Source organism: Larkinella sp., from assembly GCF_965227735.1.
Lineage (GTDB): Bacteria > Bacteroidota > Bacteroidia > Cytophagales > Spirosomataceae > Larkinella.
In genome coordinates this window covers 5765553-5783090 of sequence record NZ_OZ245776.1, presented here as the reverse complement: position 1 = coordinate 5783090, position 17538 = coordinate 5765553, and the positions used below count along the sequence as shown (strand labels likewise).

Below are 17538 nucleotides of genomic sequence, written 5' to 3'. Positions count from 1 at the left end.
TAATAATTTCAAAATTGACAAATGTCACTTTTTAAGTAAAATCTATTCTTAATTCCGTAAACTTTATGTAAACTGTTTGGCTTCCTGCCAATACACTTCCATTTCTTCCAGCGTCATATCTCTCAGTTGCTGGCCGTTGCTGCGGGCCTGTTCTTCGAGGTATTGAAAGCGTTTGATGAACTTCTTGTTGGTGCGTTCCAAGGCGGTTTCGGGGTTGATGTCGATGAAGCGGGCGTAATTGACCAGCGAAAACAGCACATCGCCAAATTCTTTTTCGGCGCGTTCACGGTCGATGATCTCGTCGGTTTCAGCATTAAATTCATCTTTAAACTCCTGCATTTCTTCCTCCACTTTTTCCCAAACCTGCTGTTTTTCCTCCCAGTCAAAACCGGCACCCCGCGCTTTTTCCTGAATCCGCATGGCTTTCACCAGAGCCGGCAGCGAGCCCGGCACCCCCGCCAACACCGATGTATTGCCTTCTTTCAGCTTCAGTTGTTCCCAGTTCTGCTTCACCTTCTCCTCCGTGTCGGCCACGACGGTCTTGCCGTTGGCGTCGCCATAAATGTGTGGATGGCGCGAAATCAGCTTATCGCACACACTGTTCAGAACGTCGCCGATATCGAACGTCGCCCCGGCTTGCGGCTCCGAAGCGATTCGGGCGTAAAAAACCAGGTGCAGCATCACGTCGCCCAGTTCTTTCCGGATTTCGGGCAGGTCTTTTTCCAGAATAGCGTCGGAAAGTTCGTAGGTTTCTTCAATGGTCAGATGCCGGAGCGTGTCCATCGTTTGCTTGCGGTCCCAGGGGCATTGTTCGCGCAGTTCGTCCATGATGGTGAGCAGACGGTCGAAAGCCAGCAATTGTTCCTGCCGCCGGACAGGCATCGTTTCCAGTTGTTGATTCAGGTTGGTTTGCATTGGGATTATTTTTGACAAAGTTACGAAGCGATTGGGAGGGTTTGGCGGTTTTTTGGATAGTAACGCGGATCTGACGGATTTGAACCGATCAAAACGGATTTTAATCGGTTCAAATCCGTCAGATCCGCGTTACTATCTAATTCCGCTGGTTCAGGCAACAAATCGCAAAAATCCTCCATTCCTAAATATTTTCCCCCATTCCCTTGCCCCGCATCACTTCAATTTGCTACTTTGTAGTTCAAAGTTCTTTCATGGTATGTTGAACAAACTACTTTCCGTTTACCGCTCCGGCGAAGGCCTGCGGATGCTGATCATGCTGTCTGTCATGAGCATCGCCATGGTGGTGGTCCGCCAGAATTACTGGTTTTTCAAAATGCTGAGCTGGAATCTGTTTCTGGCCTGGATTCCCCTCTTTGTGGCTCTGTTTCTGCGCGAAGGGCTGGAAGACCGCCAGTTGCCGAAATGGACGCTCTGGCCGGGGCTGGTCTTGTGGCTGCTGTTCCTGCCCAATTCCCCCTACATCATCACCGATCTATTCCACGTCCGCCATGTTTCGGAAGAAACCGTCTGGTTCGATACGATGATGATTTTCAGGTGCGCCCTCACGGGTCTGCTGGCGGGCCTGTATTCCCAACTGCTGGTTCACCGGATGCTCGGCGAGCGACTGGGTCGAACACAGACGTGGGTGGTCATGATCGGGTGTTTGGTGCTGACCAGTTTTGGTGTTTACCTCGGACGGTATATCCGCCTGAATAGCTGGGATTTGTTCACCGATCCGCTGGAATTGGCCCAATTGATTGGCAAAAGCTTAGTCAATCCGTTTGCACTGAAACTCACACTTTCGTATACATTTGCGTTGGTGACGCTCTACACGGGTTTCACCCAGTACGTTCAACGCCGAACGCATGAGCCGCTGGATTGATGTTCGGAAGAATTTGCGAAGCTTTCGGTTTGCCGCCGAGGGTCTGCTCGCCCTGTTCCGGTTTGAGAATAATGCTAAAATTCATTTACTGGCGGCTTTGGCCGTCGTTATTGCCGGAATCTGGCTCCGATTGGATCGCGTCGAATGGGCGTTGGTGCTCACGCAGGTGGGTCTGGTGCTGGCAGCCGAAGCCTTCAACACGGCCCTTGAAAAACTCGCCGATGTGGTTTCGCCCGACCATCACCCGATGATCAAAGCCGTCAAGGATCTGTCGGCGGGTGCCGTGTTGCTGGTAGTAATTGTCGCGGTTGTAGTAGGTATCTTGATTTTTGGCACTAAATTGATGAAAATGATGAATTGGAGTGAATGGTTGTATGGTTAAGAATGGTTGTAATGGTTAGTATGGCTTTTTATCCAGCTTATCCATACTCAAACCACGAAAACCGTCCCTGATCCTAAAAACCGTTTTAACCATAAAACCATCCTCAACCATATAACCATTTTAATCATTCCTAGCCATTATAACCATCTTAATTAGTTAACAATGTCCGATTCACACGAGCATTTACAGACCCTGACAGAGATCCGGAGCCTGATGGAACGCTCCTCAAAATTCCTGTCGCTGAGCGGTTTGTCGGGCATTTCGGCGGGTGTCGTAGCCCTCATCGGTGCCGGTGCCGCCTACGTCCGGCTGCACAACAATAACCTGACCCTGATGAGCTACGAGCGCATCACCCGGCTCAACGGCCCGGATCGTCAGGATATGGTTGATTTTCTAATTCTTGATGGAGCCCTGGTGCTGGTGGCTGCCTTATTGCTGGGCGTGTTTTTTACCGTTCGCAAAGCCCGCCGACAGGGCAACGGCGTCTGGAACAGCATTTCGAAGCGGCTGCTTTGGGCGCTGGCCGTTCCGCTGGTCACGGGCGGTATTTTTTGTCTGGCCCTGATCCGGTTTAACCTGATCTGGCTGACGTTTCCAACCACCCTCATTTTTTACGGCATGGCACTCTACAGCGGCAGTAAATACACCGTCCGCGATGTGGAATACCTCGGTTTGTCCGAAATTATGCTGGGTCTGGTGGCGTTGTTCTGGACGGGGTATTCGCTGTTGACGTGGGCGGTTGGGTTTGGTATCCTGCACATTGTGTATGGAACCGTGATGTATCTCAAGTATGAACGAGACGAACTGAAGCGCTGATGGAGTTCCTGATAGGCTTTAATAAAGCGTTTGAAAGTAAGGCCCGCCTGGGCATCATGTCAGTTTTGATTGTGAATGAAACCCTGAGTTTCAATTCCCTCAAAGAACTGCTCGACATGACCGACGGGAATCTGGCGACGCACCTGCGGGCGCTGGAAGAGCAGGGCTATGTCTCCGTGAAAAAGCAGTTTGTGGGCCGAAAGCCCAATACCACCTACACCGCCACCCCCGCCGGCCGCCAGGCCTTCACCGACCATTTGAACGCGCTGGAAGATTTTATTCGCGGTTCGGTATAAAAAAAGCGGTCAATTCTGGATTGACCGCCGGGTGTATTCATTCTCTGGTTCTTATCAAAACAAATTCTGGATTTCTACTTTTCGTTGAAAGTGCTGCCCGTCCTTAAACGGCAGATTGATCACCACATGGCCCTGCTCCTGAACCGCTTCAATGTGTTCCGCGTCAACAAAGTCCGGAATATCCAGCACCCTCAAGAACATCGGTACTGCCAGGCTCTGGCCTTCCACGGGATTTTTTTGCTGGAGCAAAGTATATAGAACCAGTTTTTTGCCATCGATCAGAACATTGAACGCGTCCGGACCAACGCCGGGAGCCGACAATTTGATCAGCAAGCGGTCTGGCTCCTGCTCGGTTTCCATACGGGTCATGCTCGATCCGCCATACAGAGTATTCAGCAAATCGAATTGCCCACCCATTCCCTTCAGCGTGTTTTCTATCGGTTTCATAATCGTACTGGTTGGTTGTATACTGTTTAGTAAACAAATTACGTACCTAACTCGATCAGGCCGTATTTAGCGTCATTATGGCTGATAAAAAGCGATATGGCGGAAATAAGCGGACAATTGGTCAGTAATTTGTTTTATAACGCAAATAATCGTGATTTTTGATCCGTGAAAACCATAAAATATTTATGATCGGGCTGGTAGCCAGTCTTCTGCTGGTTGGGATACTGTGGTATTTTTTCCGCACTTCGAACGCGGTACCTGTGTTAATGTTCCACAAAATTGACCCCGAACACCAGGATTCTTTAACGGTTTCGGTTCAACAGTTCGAACAGCGGATGCAATGGCTTCTGGACCATCACTACCAACCCATTACGCTGGAACAGCTTGTGGCTTCGGTCGATCACAAACAGCCGTTGCCTCCCCGACCGGTTTTGATTACTTTCGATGATGCGTATGTCAATAACCTGACGTACGCGCTGCCGGTTTTGCAACGTCTGAACCTGACCGCCGTGCTGTTTGTCCCCACGGCTTTTGTCGGCCAGTGCAATCAGTGGGACGGCTGCACCGAACCCCTGATGACCACTGAACAGCTTAAACAACTGGCCCCCACGTTCGAACTTGCGTTGCATTCCCATCAACATCTAAACTATAAAAACCTGCTTATCAACGATATTCAGGCAGATTTGACTCAGAACATATCGGCTTTCGATGCGCTGGGAATACCGTATATTCGGGCCTTTGCGTATCCCTACGGTGGGCGGCCCAAAGACCGGGCGACCAAACGGGCGATGCAGGATACGATGCAACAGGCGGGCATCCGGATCGCATTCCGGATCGGAAACCGCCGGAACCGTTTTCCGGTGAACAACCGGTTCGAATGGCAACGATTGGACATTCGCGGCACCGATTCCATGGTCCGGTTTGTCCGGCAAGTGCGGTTTGGTAAATTGATTTGACAGCATGAATTTATTCTTCGATACCGAACGTCTTCGGGATTTAAACAGCGGTTTGGGACAATTCTGCCTGCAACTGGGCCTGGAACTGGTGCGGCAGCGACCCGACTCCGCCCAGCTCACGTTTCTGGTTCTGGAAGGGCAGCAGGGCATTTTCGGGCCGGATGTCGCTTACCAAACGGCAACCTGGTGGCAGAAATGGTATACACCCGGCCGCTATGACATCTGGCATTGTATGCACCAGGATTCCCGGTTTCTGCCCGCTTCGAAAAAAAACCGCCTGATTCTGACGATCCACGATCTTAATTTTCTGGAACGACCGGATTATGACGACGCAAAAAAAGCCCGTAAACTGGCGGTTCTACAGCGTAAAGTCGACCGGGCCTCGGCCCTGACCACGATCTCGGCGTATACGGCTTCGGTCGTCCGCCAGCACCTCAAACTGACCGATATTCCGCTTGGCGTCATCTACAACGGAAACTCACACAATCGCTCCATTTCGCAGGCTGTTGACATTTCAGCTCCGTTTTTCCTGTTTGTCGGCGTCATTCATCCCCGGAAAAACCTGCACACGCTCCTGCCGCTGCTCGAAGCCTTCCCGGAATGGCGACTGGTGCTGGCCGGACCCGACGGTCATCCGTATGCCACCCACCTGCGAAAACAGGCGCAACAACTCGGCATTGCGGATCGGCTGATTATGACCGGTGCCGTCGACGAAGCGACCAAAAACGGCTTGTATCAGGCCTGCGATGCGTTTCTGTTTCCGTCGCTTTCCGAAGGATTCGGTCTGCCGGTGGTCGAGGCCATGAGTTATGGCAAGCCGGTTTTCCTGTCGCGACGCACGAGTCTGCCCGAAATCGGTGGGAAGGATGCCTATTATTTCGATTCGGAAGAACCGGAGTCGATGGCGGAAACCATTTTCGACGGCCTGAACGATTTCCGCGCCAATCCCTTCCGCGCCGACCGGCTCCGGCAGCAGGCCGCCCGGTTTAGCTGGGAACGGGCGGCCCAACAGTATTGGAAGTTGTATTCAGAAGTGTTGTAATCGATTTTACCATCGGCTTGATAGGCGGACATACTTTGGCTACCTTTGCGGCTTATTGAACCATTTTAGCAGTATGCTACGTACTCATACCTGCGGAGAAATTCGCATCGAACACGTTACTAAACAGGTTATTCTTTGCGGCTGGGTGCAGCGCATCCGCGACAAAGGCGGTCTGATCTGGATCGACCTGCGCGACCGCTACGGCCTGACCCAATTGTTGCTCGAAGAAGGCAAAACCGACCCGGAAACCATTGCGATGGTTCGGACGCTGGGCCGCGAATTCGTTCTGAAAGCCACCGGCGAAGTGATCGAGCGCAAATCCAAAAATCCCAATCTGCCAACGGGCGACATCGAAATCCGGCTGGAAAAGCTGGAAATACTGAATCCCGCCAAACTGCCGCCGTTTCTGATTGAAGACGAAACCGACGGGGGCGACGACCTGCGGATGAAATACCGCTACCTCGATCTGCGCCGGAATCCCGTTCGGAAAAACCTCGAACTGCGTCATAAAATGGCCCAGCAAACGCGGATTTATATGGACGGCCAGGATTTTATCGAAGTCGAAACGCCGGTGTTGATCAAGTCGACGCCGGAAGGTGCCCGCGATTTTGTGGTGCCGAGCCGCATGAATCCCGGCGAATTCTACGCCCTGCCGCAGTCGCCCCAGACCTTCAAGCAACTGCTGATGGTGTCGGGATTCGACCGGTATTACCAGATTGTCAAGTGTTTCCGCGATGAAGACCTCCGCGCCGACCGTCAGCCGGAATTCACACAAATCGACTGCGAGATGTCGTTCATCGAGCAGGAAGATATTCTTCAGATGTTCGAGGGGCTGGTCCGGCACCTGTTTGAAACCGTAAAAGGAATCGGGCTGGACGAAGTGCCCCGGATGACCTACGCCGAAGCCATGCGACTGTATGGTTCCGACAAACCGGATACGCGTTTCGGGATGCCGTTCGTCGAACTGAAAGGCGCTTTCGATACCGTCGACCTGACGTCGGGCAAGAACTTCGTGGTGTTCGATTCGGCGGAAATTGTGATCGGAATCAACGCCAAAGGTTGCGCCCACTATACGCGCAAGCAGATGGACGAACTAACCGACTTCATCAAACGGCCGCAGATCGGTGGAAAAGGATTGATTTACGTGCGGTATAACGAAGACGGAACGGTCAAATCATCGGTCGACAAGTTTTATTCGGAAGAAGATCTGAAACATTGGGTGGTCCAGTTCCAGGCCGAACCGGGTGATTTGCTGCTCATTATGTCGGGCGAAACCAACAAGGCCCGCAAACAACTGAGCGAGCTTCGTCTGGAAATGGGAAACCGTCTGGGCTTGCGCGATCCCAACACGTTCAGTGCGTTGTGGGTGCTCGATTTTCCGTTGCTGGAATACGGCGAAGAAGAAAAACGCTGGTTTGCGATGCACCACCCGTTTACATCGCCCAAACCGGAAGATATTCAACTCCTGGAAACCGATCCCGGTGCCGTGCGGGCCAATGCCTACGACATGGTGATCAACGGCACCGAAGTCGGTGGTGGTTCCATCCGGATTTTTCAGCGGGATTTGCAGTCGCGCATGTTCGATCTGCTCGGTTTCTCGCCCGAAGAAGCCAAGGCGCAGTTCGGCTTTCTGCTGGATGCGTTCGAGTTTGGCGCTCCCCCCCACGGCGGTATTGCCTTCGGCTTCGACCGGCTTTGCTCCATTTTCGGCGGTGCCGATTCCATCCGCGATTTCATCGCTTTCCCGAAAAACAACTCGGGCCGCGACGTCATGATCGACTCTCCCTCCGTCATTGCCCAGGGGCAGTTGGATGAGTTGCAGATTGCGGTGGCGAGAAAGTAACTAATTTCAAATGTAAAATGATGAATGCTAAATGTAAAAGGGCTTCATAACCAGGCCCTTTTACATTTAGCATTCATCATTTTACATTTGAAATTTTCCCCTAAAACAGCTTCTCATTCGGCGGTTTGATTCCCTTCATCCGAATGTAAATCGTGGCTTGGCCGCGGTGGTGCGTCTGATGCTCGAAGGCTTTGGCAAACACGGTTTCGCGGGACATTTCGCGCGGGCCCATCTTCACATTTTCGGCCAGTTGTGCATCGCTCAGTCCTTTAATGCCCTCCAGCACGAAATCGTAGCTGTCCATGACGGCTTTCGTCAGGGCGGCTTTCGATTTCAATTCATCCATCGTCTCCAGCTTTTTGCCCTGCATGGGGTTGGCTTTCCCGGTTGCTGCCGCCGTGAAATTGTAGTTTGCTGCGGTTAAGTGCAGCATCTGTTCTGCAAAGCTCCGGATTTCCGGCGTCGGTTTGTAGCCCATCCCGTCTTCCGGCATGGCGTCCAGGTATTCCTTCGTAAACTCTTTGGCACGCTGCCATTCCGTCGTCATCTGGGCAACGGTTTTGGGTTTGATCGAAAAACCGCTGAATGCCATCCAGAGCATCAGGGCAAAGGCCGTAAATCCAAGTTTTTGTTTCATGACGAAAAGGTAATGGTTTGAGTATCAAAGTTAAACCGCCTAAGCAGGTTTGCAAGTCCAAAGTCAGGAATTCTACTTAAGGAGATGTCGTAAAATAAATTATGAACGCAAAATGTAAATCGAATTGCTTTTTCGTTTAAAATGTAGTGCGGTAACTCAACAACAAATCGACTATGCTCCGACCTGCAGAATACGCCCGTTACGAAAAACACCTGAATCTTCCCGAAATTGGCGTGGAAGGCCAACTGAAATTACAACAGGCTCGTGTGCTGGTTGTGGGCGCAGGCGGGTTGGGTTGCCCGGTATTGTTGTATTTGACGGCGGCCGGCGTCGGCACGATTGGCGTCATCGATCCGGACACGGTTGCCATCAGCAACCTGCAACGGCAGGTTTTGTATACGACCGAGCAGGTGGGCAAACCCAAAGCTACGATTGCCGTAAATTCACTCAAAAAAATCAATCCCGAAATCAGTTTCAACTCCTATGCGTATGCACTCGACCGTTCCAATGCGCGTTCGCTGATCGAGGAGTATGATCTGGTGGTGGATTGCACTGATAATTTTACCGTTCGTTATCTGGTCAACGACGTCTGCGTGATGCAGGAGAAACCGTTTATCTACGGCGCCATTCACCGTTTCGAGGGCCAGGTTGCGGTTTTGAACGCCCGGCTGGCCGCGTCGGACGTACAACCCGAAGAAGTCCGGCGCGGTCCCTCCTACCGGTGTCTGTTCCCCGAGTTCCCGAATCAGATGGAGATTCCGAATTGCGCCGAAACGGGGGTCATTGGGGTTTTGCCGGGGGTAATCGGCACCTATCAGGCCAATGAAGTGATCAAGCTCATCACCGGTATCGGCCACCTGCTGAACGAAGAATTGCTGATGGTGGATTTGCTGGCGATGTCGTTCCAGAAAATCCGCGTTCGCCGTCGGCTCGATGCCGAAGCTGCGGCCCAAAACGCCTGGGAAGAAGGCCAGCGGGTTGCCGTCAAAACCGACGTTCGCAAAACCATCACCGCCACTGAACTGGCCGAGCGACTGGCACAGGACGAAGATATTTTCCTGCTGGATGTGCGTGAGCGGCCCGAATACAACATTTGCCACCTCGATAATGCGGTTTTGATTCCGGTCAATATCATCGCCAACAATGTCAAACGCATCCCCATCGACCGGCCGGTGGTGGTCTATTGCCACCACGGTATCCGCAGCCAGTATGTGGTGGATTACCTGCAAAAAGAATTCAATTTCACCAACCTCATGAATCTCCAGGGTGGCATCAACAGCTGGGCGCGCGATGTGCAGCCGGAGATGGAGGTGTATTGATTATTGGATGATTCTGACGACTTAAACGGCTAAAAATGGTTGGTCGGAGCTTCGTTTTCCTTCAAACCATTGCGGAATCACAGGTCGCGGTTTGAGCATCTTCACCGAAACACCGCTTGAGCCATTCTCTTTGAATTATCCAAAACAGACATCCCAATTCAAATGAAAAACGCTCGTCAAAACCCGGCGCTGTCGCTCAATCCGTCATAAACCGCCACGTCACCTTCCCCACCGTATCCGGTTTTCCTTTTTCAGCCGCCGACATCCGGCCTTTCAGCGTGCCGTTTTTCTGCTTTTCAACCTCAATCAGTCGCCAGCTAAACTGGCCTTTTTCGTAATCGAAGGTTTCGCCATCGTCGTCGTAGAGTCGGTATTGAGCCGGTTTTTGGCCGTAATGACGGATTTCCAGGTCGACTTTCTGACCCGGTTTGGGCGCATGCAAGAGCGGAGGCATCATCGGAATAATACCACCATCTTTCACGAAAACCGGAATCTTGTCCAGGCCCGGCGTCACCGTAATCACCTCACCGGCACCGGCAAACCGCCCGGTGTAGAAATCATACCAGTTGCCCTTCGGTAAAATTACCTTCCGCGACGTCTGCCCCGTAAACATCGGTGCCACCAGCAACTGATCGCCCGCCATATATTGGTCCTTAATTTCCTTCGTACTGGCTTCCTGATATGGATTTTCGCCCAGGTTCGTCACGGTGGTTTGCTTTTCCACCTTCTCGATAAAACCGTCTTCCAGGTTCAATGCCCGGAACGGCGGAATGCCTTCATAGTGGTACCTGGCAAATTCGGTGTACCAGTACGGCATCATCTGCATCCGCAGTTGGGCCACAGCCTTCACCTGCCCGGCCACGTCCGGAAACGACCACGGTTTGGTGCCATCGGCCCAGGCGTTGATCATTGCCATCGGCGAAAAACAAACCGACTGAAACCGGCGCAACCATTCTTCACTGGTTTTGGACGCACGAACTTCCGGCGTCCACAACACCCCGGCAAAACCACTGTTGATCAGGCCCGTAATGAAATCCTGGTGGCTGTAATTGTCGTTGTAAATCACGTACGGAAACGACGAACCGCCCGCGTTGGACGCCCGCACCAGTCCGTAGGTTCGGGTGTTGCGGGCATGGTACAAATCCGTGCTTTGCTTCTGCACCAGCAAGCCGTAGGTCTGCCGCATCTGCTCCGCACTGATCCCCGACGGAAACGTGGCCACATCGGGCCACAACCACGAATCGTTGCCATCGACCTCATCGATCTTGTAACCGCTTACGCCAATTCCGACGTGATCTTTATCAAACTGACGCCAGTAAATCGCCTGCGCCTGCGGAATCGTCAGATCGGGCACGGCTCCCACCCAAACCGTGTGTGAGCCGGTAAACGGTTTGATCTGCGCGTAAATCGACGCGTCGGGCGAAACGTAAGGGTTGGTCCAGAGGTTAATCCGGACATTTTTGGTCAGCATGTCTTTTACAAAACCGGCCGGATCGGGAAACCGGGTTTTGTCCCATTCGAAGGTACAGGGATACGATTTGCTTTGCCAGCCGGGTTCTAACCCGATGAAATCCAGTGGATACTGCCGGGCTTCAAACTCGGCGGCTTCTTTCCTGACGCTATCGGCGGTGTATAGCCGGTGAACGCGCTGTGTAAACCCCAGGCCCCAGCGCGGGGGCAGGCAACCGCCCCCGTTGAACAGGTTAAATCGCTGCACCACTTCCATCGGTTTGGGACCGCCAAATACGTACACCTCAACCCCCTCGGCCGGAACCAGCAGTTCGACGGCATCGGAATACGGGTGCGCCGACCAGCCTTTGTCGGTATTCCGGTCCTGGGCCCGGGGCGGATTTTTGCTATCCTGTCGAACCCCTGAACCGGCATAGACGGTAATGTATCGGGCCGAATTGATGAAAACCCCGTAGCCGTTCGACGAAACGTAAAACGGTGTGGGTGAGTGCGTTCGGCCATTGTCGCGGTTGCCATAATGATCCATGTGCAGGGTAAGAATCTTGCCGCGTTGGTGAACCGTCTGGAAGTTCAGGCCAAAACCGTACAATTGTTCCCCGAGTTCCAGCGGAAACCGCAGATAGGTTTTTCCATCCAGAACCCGAACGGAAATATCGTCTTTGGGCAATGGGAAAGCGGTTTTGCCCAATTTTTCGAGCGCAGCCCGGTTGGGCTGAACACCGGCTGCCGTGAGCAGGTTATAGGCTTCCGGCTTGCCAACTGACAATTTCCAGACGCCGGGTGCGGTTTCGGTCCAGATGGTTTGGGCGCGGAGGGCAACGCTGGTGGCCAGAAAAACCGTCAGGAGAAAGATACGGAGATGTTTCATGGGGAAACGATGGGTGTTTTTTGAGAAAATGGGGAAGGCCACGTTTCTACTCCTGAAACCAATTAAATTGTAAAAACGCCGATTGCAAATCGGCTACCGTATTCTACTGGATTTGTCAACCCAGGATCATTTCCCCCGGAAAAAAAACAGAAAACGATGTTACTTATTTGATTTTCCAGCGTCCTAATAACATTGCATTTTTATGCATTATTTTTCTCAAGGCATTTCCAACGTTCTACGCATTTTGGGTGTCTTTACCGAAGAATTGTCATTTCGTCTATCATACACTCATTTCCAAGATTACGATGAAACTCTTTACTCAATCCTGCCTGCTGCTGGCAAGCTTTGTTCTTTTGTTTAGTTCCTGTACGGTGCAAGATCATTTGCAACCTTTAACTTCAAACTGTTTACTTGTTAAAGTTTCTGAACAATACCAAGTTATGGATGGATCTAATCTAGAAGAGATTCTGGAGATTGAAGGTCAAAAAATCCCTATAAAAACTACCTCATCTCTTTTTTATAAGTATGACCAACAAGGACGAATGATTGAACAATATGACGATCAGCATAAGTTTACTTCTCTCTACGAATACCTGCCGAATGCTGTCAAATGGACCAGTATTCCGGACCCCGACTTACCTTACTCCATGTCGGCTACGAATATCTTCAATCTAGATTCGCAAGGTTTTTTTTCAAGCGCTTTGAGTAAGTTTGATTCTGAAGGTTATCAAATTTATTATAGTGACGCTTATCTCTGGCATTTATATAAAACCATTACGGATGGTAATGTAACAAAGGCCGTAAGAACAGAGTCTGGTACTGAGCAAACCTACGAATACGAATATGATTTAACGCAGCCTAATAAAATACCGAGCCCGAACCCTATATTTAACGGAAAAGGAAACCGTAATCTGCTTATTAAGGAAAAATTCAATATTGGAAAGTCAAGTGGAACAGGGTATTCTTCAATCACTGATTATAAATATATTTATGATCAGAATGGAAACGTCAAAAATCGTGTAGGGTTCAGAAAACTATATAATTCAGCTAACGAATTAACCAGTACGGACGTAGTAATTACGGGTTATAAGATTACCTGTCCGTAAAACTCATCCTTTTTCTCTTTCCAATCCTCGGGCAGTGTCTACACCACCCAAGGATCGACATTGACTTTCCAGGCAATCCTAAGCAACTCTCCTAATTTTGAATCTGGTTTGAATTTTGTAACTTCGCACTATGTCAAAACCAGAATCGCTCGAAGATTTTTATCAGATCAAGTTCAACTGGCTGCCCGAAAACCTGCAACAGGACAGGGGGCATTTCAACGTATTCAGGCTGGAAGATTGCATTGGCGAAGGGAAAGAACCGGTCCAGTACAGCCGCCGGGATTTTTATAAAGTCACGCTGATCCGGGGCCGGAACGTGTATCATTACGCGGATAAAAGCCTGGAAGTCAACGGAACGACCCTGATGTTTTTCAACCCGCAGGTGCCCTACAGTTGGGAATCGCTGTCGGAGGATACCAGCGGTTTTTTCTGCATTTTCAAGGAAGCGTTTTTTACCGAAAAAATACGGGGCAACCTGAACGAGCTGCCGATGTATGCCATTGGCGGCAAACCGGCTTACGTTCTGAACATCGTTCAGGATGAGCAGGTGAGCCAGTTATTCGGGAAAATGCTTGCTGAAATCAATTCGGATTATCTGTATAAATATGACCTGCTGCGAAACTACGTAACGGAACTGGTGCATTATGCGCTGAAAATGCAGCCCTCCGAAACACTCTACCAGCATACGGATGCAAAATCCCGGATTACGGCCGTTTTCACGGAACTGCTCGAACGGCAGTTTCCCATCGAATCGCCTTCGCAACGGTTCCGGATGCGGTCGGCGAAGGATTTTGCCGACCAGCTTGCCGTACACGTCAACCACCTCAACCGCTCCATCCGCGAAACCACCGGCAAAACGACCACCGACCACATCGCCGAACGCCTGGCGAGTGAAGCGAAGGCGTTACTGAAGCACACCGACTGGAATATTTCCGAAATCAGCTATACCCTCGGTTTTGAAGAACCGGCCCATTTCAACAACTTTTTCAAGAAACACACCCACCTGACGCCCTCGGCCTTTCGCACTGTTTGAATTTCGCAAGGATCGGTTTGAAAACCGCAATGCCCGGCCTGCCAAACCGGCCTACTTTTGCTGCATCATAAAACAAACAAAATGATGAGCACGCAAAAAGTATGGTTTGTTACCGGAGCCTCGAAAGGCCTGGGACTTTCGCTGGTAAAACAATTGTTAAAAGATGGGTATCAGGTAGCCGCCACCTCCCGGAATCTGGACGATCTGCGCCGGGCCGTTGGCCCAACCGACGACCGTTTTCTACCCCTGGCGGTCGATCTGAAAACCGAATCCAGCGTGGCCGAAGCGATTCAGAAAACCGTCGATCAGTTTGGTCAAATCGATGTGGTGGTCAACAATGCCGGCTACGGTTTGCTCGGCAGCATCGAAGAACTGACCGACGAGGAATCCCGCGAAAATTTTGACGTCAATGTTTTCGGTTCCCTGAACGTCATTCGGAAAGCCCTGCCCTATCTGCGCGAACAGAAATCGGGACACATCATCAACATCTCCTCCATTGGCGGTTTTACGGGTGCCTTCCCCGGTTTCGGGATTTACTGCGCCACCAAGTTTGCCGTCGAAGGGTTTTCGGAATCACTCGCGGCCGAAGCCAAACCGCTGGGCATTAACGTTACCGTGGTCGAACCCGGTTATTTCCGCACAGACTTTCTGACTTCCAACTCATTAGGGGTTCCTAAAAACCAGATCGACGCGTACAGGGAAGTGCGAAATTCGCAGCAGGCCCACCAACAACAGATCAACGGCAACCAGCCGGGCGATCCCGAAAAAGCCGTTGTCGCCCTGATCCGGATCGCATCAGAAGCCAATCCGCCCCTGCATTTATTTTTGGGTCAGGACGCGTATGATCTGGCATACCAAAAAATCAACGCGGTTCAAAACGACCTGGAAACCTGGAAAGACGTGACGGTTTCAACGGGTTTTGAAGCGGAAAAGGCAACGGCCTGACAGTTCATCTCCATCAAATCCGGGTTTAAAGTGCAAAAAGCGTTCGGCGGTTTATCAAAATCTCCGAACGCTTTTGTACTTTAAACGCCTGATCGGTTACTCACCGGCCAGTGTTCCCCTATCCAGCTATTCCAAACCCGGTCAGATCATGCGCAGCCTCTTGTCACTTCTCCTCATCCTCCTGACGCCATCGGTTTTTGCGCAGGAACTGGTCAGCAATCGTCAGAAAGAAATCGTGTTTAAATCGGTCAACGTTATTCCGATGGATCAGGAACGGGTTCTGGAAAACCAGACCGTGGTGGTCAAAAATGGCCGGATTACGGCAATGGGCGCAGAAGGAAAAGTGAAATACAGCAAAGACGCCCAGGTGGTCGATGCCAAAGGAAAATACCTGACGCCCGGCTGGGCCGAAATCCACGCCCACGTGCCGCCCATCGACGACATTGAGCCAATGAAGGAAGTGCTGATGTTGTATCTGGCCAACGGCATTACGACCATTCGCGGGATGCTGGGCCACCCCCGACACCTCGAACTCCGCAGCAAAATCAACAGCGGTGACATTCTGGGACCTCATTTTTACGCGTCCGGCCCGTCGTTCAGCGGGCAAACCGTCAAGTCGGCGGAGCAGGGGGCCAAGATGGTGCGCGACCAGAAAGCCGCCGGGTATGATTTTCTGAAATTGCACCCCGGTTTAACCAAAGAAACGTTTCCAGCCATTGCCAAAACCGCCAAGGAAGTCGGCATTCCGTTTGTCGGTCACGTTTCGTTCAATGTCGGCGCCTGGATGGCGATCGACGCGGGTTATTCTTCCATCGATCATTTAGACAGTTTTATGGAAGCCATTACGCCGGGTTCCGACACGCTGGTGGAGCAGGAAACCGGTTTGTTCGGCTCCTGGATTGGCTACCGCGCCGACCCGGCGATGATCCCGAAACTGGTGAAAGGCCTGCGCGACCAGAACATTCGGGTGGTTCCGACCGAAGCCCTCGCCGAGCGTTGGCTTTCGCCCCTGCCGGCGGAAGAATTCACGAAGGACCCCGAGATGAAATACATGAAACCGGAGGAGGTGCAGAACTGGACGAGAACCAAAAACAACTACAACAACAACCCGAAATTCACGAAAGAACGCGCGGAAAAGTACATCCAGATGCGCCGGAAAATCCTCTACGAATGCCAGAAAAACGGCGTCGATATTCTCCTGGGTTCCGATGCGCCCCAGGTTTTCAACGTACCCGGTTTTTCGATTCACCACGAAATGAAGTACCTCGTCGGAGCCGGTTTGACGCCCTACGAAACCCTGCGCACCGGAACCGTCAATGTGGCTTCGTACTTCAAAAAACCGGATTCGGGCGTCATCAAAACCGGTAATGTGTCGGATTTGGTCTTGCTCAGTGGCAACCCGCTGAAAGACATCAGCCAGACCAAAAACATCGAAGGCGTGATGATCGGGACCAATTGGCTGTCGAAAGCGTATATTCAGAAGGAACTGAAGAAGCTGGAGAAGAACTGAAAGCCACCTTTTCAATAAGATACATACGTCCGCTCGACCCAACCGTCGTCGAACAGGTCGATGAGGGCATAACCGGCGCGGGTTTCGTGGTAGGTCGGTTTGTCCCACCAGTCGCCGGAAAGTGCGCCGTTGCAGAGATACGTCACACCGTTGTAATCGACCCGGTCGAGCAGGTGCGTGTGGCCGCTCAGACAGACTTTTACATTGGAACGTTTGTGAAACAACTGGATCAAATCCGGGGCGTCGGTGTGCAGCAAACCGCCCGAAATTTCCCGACGGCCGTTTTTCTGCACCCGTTGGTTGGAAAGCACCGACGCCGACAGAATGGGAATGTGCGACAGAATGAGCACCGGTTTTTTCGTATCGGTTTTCCGCAGATCTTTTTCCAGCCAGTCGCGCTGCTTTTCGTCAAGCCGGGCCGTATACCAGCCGCCTTCCGGCCGGGGTTGTGTGCTGTCCAGGACCACAAAATGCCAGCCGCTGTGGTCGAAACTGTAATACCGGTTGGCCAGTCCCAACTGCTCCACGGCCCACGCCTTGCCGTAGAGCGGATCTTTTTGGGAACCGTTATAGCCCCAGACATCGTGATTGCCGATGCAGGCATGAATGGGCAGTGAATTTTCCGCTTTGATGATCCGGTTCCAGACGTTCCACTGTTTCCGCACGGTGCTTTTATCCCGCGAAAGGGCGTCCATGATCGTGTCGCCCCCGTTCAGAATAAACGCCGGGCGGTCTTTCATCGACTGCAGGCGGTGCAAACACTTCGCCAGCGCGACTTCGGCATTGGCTCGGGGCATCATGTGCATATCGGTCAGATGCGCCACCCGCAACACGCGTTTTCGCCGGTAGGTTTCGGGGAGTTCGGAGGTGCTCAGGCTGGTGGTCAACAGCCCGAGGGAGGCAAGTGCTTCGCGACGGTTCATGGCAGGTTGTTTAGCATTAGGGAGTCACTTTCGCAACGTCCTCCTTTTGCAACCTTATTTTCGGGCATCCTTCCCCAAAATCTTACTGAAAAAAGAAAATAGTGTATC

Annotated in this window: 17 protein-coding genes; 12 read left to right on the top strand and 5 right to left on the bottom strand. The window is 51.7% G+C overall.

The features are described 5' to 3' along the window. Positions 1 to 63: 63 nt before the first annotated feature. Complete coding sequence (mazG, locus tag ACO064_RS22610) at positions 64 to 915, bottom strand: nucleoside triphosphate pyrophosphohydrolase (protein WP_421829491.1); 852 nt, start codon at positions 913 to 915, stop codon at positions 64 to 66. 256 nt (positions 916 to 1171) lie between these two features. On the opposite strand from mazG, the gene ACO064_RS22605 reads away from it, so the two are divergent. The 4 genes from ACO064_RS22605 to ACO064_RS22590 all read left to right on the top strand — a co-directional run bounded on the left by ACO064_RS22605 (position 1172) and on the right by ACO064_RS22590 (position 3331). After that, a complete protein-coding gene (locus ACO064_RS22605) occupies positions 1172 to 1837 on the top strand; it encodes a DUF1361 domain-containing protein (RefSeq protein WP_421829490.1) in 666 nt (221 codons plus the stop codon). Continuing rightward, entirely contained in the window at positions 1821 to 2219 is a 399-nt protein-coding gene (locus ACO064_RS22600) for a diacylglycerol kinase family protein (RefSeq protein ID WP_421829489.1), read from the top strand. The genes ACO064_RS22605 and ACO064_RS22600 overlap by 17 nt, the downstream gene beginning before the upstream one ends. Positions 2220 to 2381: 162 nt before the next feature. Next, positions 2382 to 3035, top strand: coding sequence for a hypothetical protein (locus ACO064_RS22595; protein ID WP_421829488.1), 654 nt, complete (start codon positions 2382 to 2384; stop codon positions 3033 to 3035). Beyond that, positions 3035 to 3331 carry a winged helix-turn-helix domain-containing protein gene (locus ACO064_RS22590; RefSeq protein WP_114403911.1) on the top strand — a complete coding sequence of 99 codons (297 nt, stop codon included), beginning with the start codon at positions 3035 to 3037 and terminating at the stop codon, positions 3329 to 3331. The genes ACO064_RS22595 and ACO064_RS22590 overlap by 1 nt, the downstream gene beginning before the upstream one ends. 54 nt (positions 3332 to 3385) lie before the next feature. Here ACO064_RS22590 and ACO064_RS22585 read toward each other — a convergent pair whose 3' ends face one another. Continuing rightward, positions 3386 to 3778, bottom strand: coding sequence for an Hsp20/alpha crystallin family protein (locus ACO064_RS22585; protein WP_421829487.1), 393 nt, complete (start codon positions 3776 to 3778; stop codon positions 3386 to 3388). Between the two features lie 266 nt (positions 3779 to 4044). On the opposite strand from ACO064_RS22585, the gene ACO064_RS22580 reads away from it, so the two are divergent. From ACO064_RS22580 to aspS, 3 genes are all read left to right on the top strand, one after another. Beyond that, positions 4045 to 4734, top strand: coding sequence for a polysaccharide deacetylase family protein (locus ACO064_RS22580; RefSeq protein WP_421829486.1), 690 nt, complete (start codon positions 4045 to 4047; stop codon positions 4732 to 4734). A gap of 4 nt (positions 4735 to 4738) precedes the next feature. Next, complete coding sequence (locus tag ACO064_RS22575; protein ID WP_421829485.1) at positions 4739 to 5776, top strand: glycosyltransferase family 4 protein; 1038 nt, start codon at positions 4739 to 4741, stop codon at positions 5774 to 5776. Between the two features lie 73 nt (positions 5777 to 5849). Then, entirely contained in the window at positions 5850 to 7619 is a 1770-nt protein-coding gene (gene aspS, locus ACO064_RS22570; protein ID WP_421829483.1) for an aspartate--tRNA ligase, read from the top strand. A gap of 100 nt (positions 7620 to 7719) precedes the next feature. Here aspS and ACO064_RS22565 read toward each other — a convergent pair whose 3' ends face one another. Continuing rightward, positions 7720 to 8220: a DinB family protein gene (locus ACO064_RS22565; RefSeq protein WP_421831052.1), complete on the bottom strand. Its 501-nt coding sequence runs from the start codon at positions 8218 to 8220 to the stop codon at positions 7720 to 7722. A gap of 209 nt (positions 8221 to 8429) precedes the next feature. Between ACO064_RS22565 and moeB the strand changes: the two genes are divergently transcribed. Beyond that, complete coding sequence (moeB, locus tag ACO064_RS22560) at positions 8430 to 9575, top strand: molybdopterin-synthase adenylyltransferase MoeB (protein WP_421829482.1); 1146 nt, start codon at positions 8430 to 8432, stop codon at positions 9573 to 9575. A gap of 196 nt (positions 9576 to 9771) precedes the next feature. Here the strand turns inward: moeB and ACO064_RS22555 are convergent, their stop codons facing one another. After that, complete coding sequence (locus ACO064_RS22555) at positions 9772 to 11913, bottom strand: TIM-barrel domain-containing protein (protein WP_421829481.1); 2142 nt, start codon at positions 11911 to 11913, stop codon at positions 9772 to 9774. A 305-nt stretch (positions 11914 to 12218) separates the two neighbouring features. On the opposite strand from ACO064_RS22555, the gene ACO064_RS22550 reads away from it, so the two are divergent. The 4 genes from ACO064_RS22550 (at position 12219) to ACO064_RS22535 (ending at position 16507) form a co-directional block, all read left to right on the top strand. Next, entirely contained in the window at positions 12219 to 13019 is an 801-nt protein-coding gene (locus tag ACO064_RS22550) for a hypothetical protein (RefSeq protein WP_421829480.1), read from the top strand. Positions 13020 to 13149: 130 nt separating this feature from the next. Continuing rightward, the gene (locus ACO064_RS22545; protein ID WP_421829479.1) at positions 13150 to 14052 is read left to right on the top strand and encodes a helix-turn-helix domain-containing protein; all 903 of its coding nucleotides are present in this window, start codon (positions 13150 to 13152) and stop codon (positions 14050 to 14052) included. An 84-nt stretch (positions 14053 to 14136) separates the two neighbouring features. Further along, complete coding sequence (locus ACO064_RS22540) at positions 14137 to 14997, top strand: oxidoreductase (protein ID WP_421831051.1); 861 nt, start codon at positions 14137 to 14139, stop codon at positions 14995 to 14997. A gap of 148 nt (positions 14998 to 15145) precedes the next feature. Next, complete coding sequence (locus ACO064_RS22535; protein WP_421829478.1) at positions 15146 to 16507, top strand: amidohydrolase family protein; 1362 nt, start codon at positions 15146 to 15148, stop codon at positions 16505 to 16507. An 11-nt stretch (positions 16508 to 16518) separates the two neighbouring features. Here ACO064_RS22535 and ACO064_RS22530 read toward each other — a convergent pair whose 3' ends face one another. Beyond that, positions 16519 to 17430, bottom strand: a complete 912-nt coding sequence (locus tag ACO064_RS22530) for a metallophosphoesterase family protein (protein WP_421829477.1) — start codon at positions 17428 to 17430, stop codon at positions 16519 to 16521. Positions 17431 to 17538 lie beyond the last annotated feature (108 nt).

Bases quoted from the DNA above. Each gene is read 5' to 3' on its own strand.
- mazG (WP_421829491.1), bottom strand. From the start codon at position 915: ATGCAAACCAACCTGAATCAACAACTGGAAACGATGCCTGTCCGGCGG.
- ACO064_RS22605 (WP_421829490.1), top strand. From the start codon at position 1,172: ATGTTGAACAAACTACTTTCCGTTTACCGCTCCGGCGAAGGCCTGCGG.
- ACO064_RS22600 (WP_421829489.1), top strand. From the start codon at position 1,821: ATGAGCCGCTGGATTGATGTTCGGAAGAATTTGCGAAGCTTTCGGTTT.
- ACO064_RS22595 (WP_421829488.1), top strand. From the start codon at position 2,382: ATGTCCGATTCACACGAGCATTTACAGACCCTGACAGAGATCCGGAGC.
- ACO064_RS22590 (WP_114403911.1), top strand. From the start codon at position 3,035: ATGGAGTTCCTGATAGGCTTTAATAAAGCGTTTGAAAGTAAGGCCCGC.
- ACO064_RS22585 (WP_421829487.1), bottom strand. From the start codon at position 3,778: ATGAAACCGATAGAAAACACGCTGAAGGGAATGGGTGGGCAATTCGAT.
- ACO064_RS22580 (WP_421829486.1), top strand. From the start codon at position 4,045: ATGTTCCACAAAATTGACCCCGAACACCAGGATTCTTTAACGGTTTCG.
- ACO064_RS22575 (WP_421829485.1), top strand. From the start codon at position 4,739: ATGAATTTATTCTTCGATACCGAACGTCTTCGGGATTTAAACAGCGGT.
- aspS (WP_421829483.1), top strand. From the start codon at position 5,850: ATGCTACGTACTCATACCTGCGGAGAAATTCGCATCGAACACGTTACT.
- ACO064_RS22565 (WP_421831052.1), bottom strand. From the start codon at position 8,220: ATGCTCTGGATGGCATTCAGCGGTTTTTCGATCAAACCCAAAACCGTT.
- moeB (WP_421829482.1), top strand. From the start codon at position 8,430: ATGCTCCGACCTGCAGAATACGCCCGTTACGAAAAACACCTGAATCTT.
- ACO064_RS22555 (WP_421829481.1), bottom strand. From the start codon at position 11,913: ATGAAACATCTCCGTATCTTTCTCCTGACGGTTTTTCTGGCCACCAGC.
- ACO064_RS22550 (WP_421829480.1), top strand. From the start codon at position 12,219: ATGAAACTCTTTACTCAATCCTGCCTGCTGCTGGCAAGCTTTGTTCTT.
- ACO064_RS22545 (WP_421829479.1), top strand. From the start codon at position 13,150: ATGTCAAAACCAGAATCGCTCGAAGATTTTTATCAGATCAAGTTCAAC.
- ACO064_RS22540 (WP_421831051.1), top strand. From the start codon at position 14,137: ATGAGCACGCAAAAAGTATGGTTTGTTACCGGAGCCTCGAAAGGCCTG.
- ACO064_RS22535 (WP_421829478.1), top strand. From the start codon at position 15,146: ATGCGCAGCCTCTTGTCACTTCTCCTCATCCTCCTGACGCCATCGGTT.
- ACO064_RS22530 (WP_421829477.1), bottom strand. From the start codon at position 17,430: ATGAACCGTCGCGAAGCACTTGCCTCCCTCGGGCTGTTGACCACCAGC.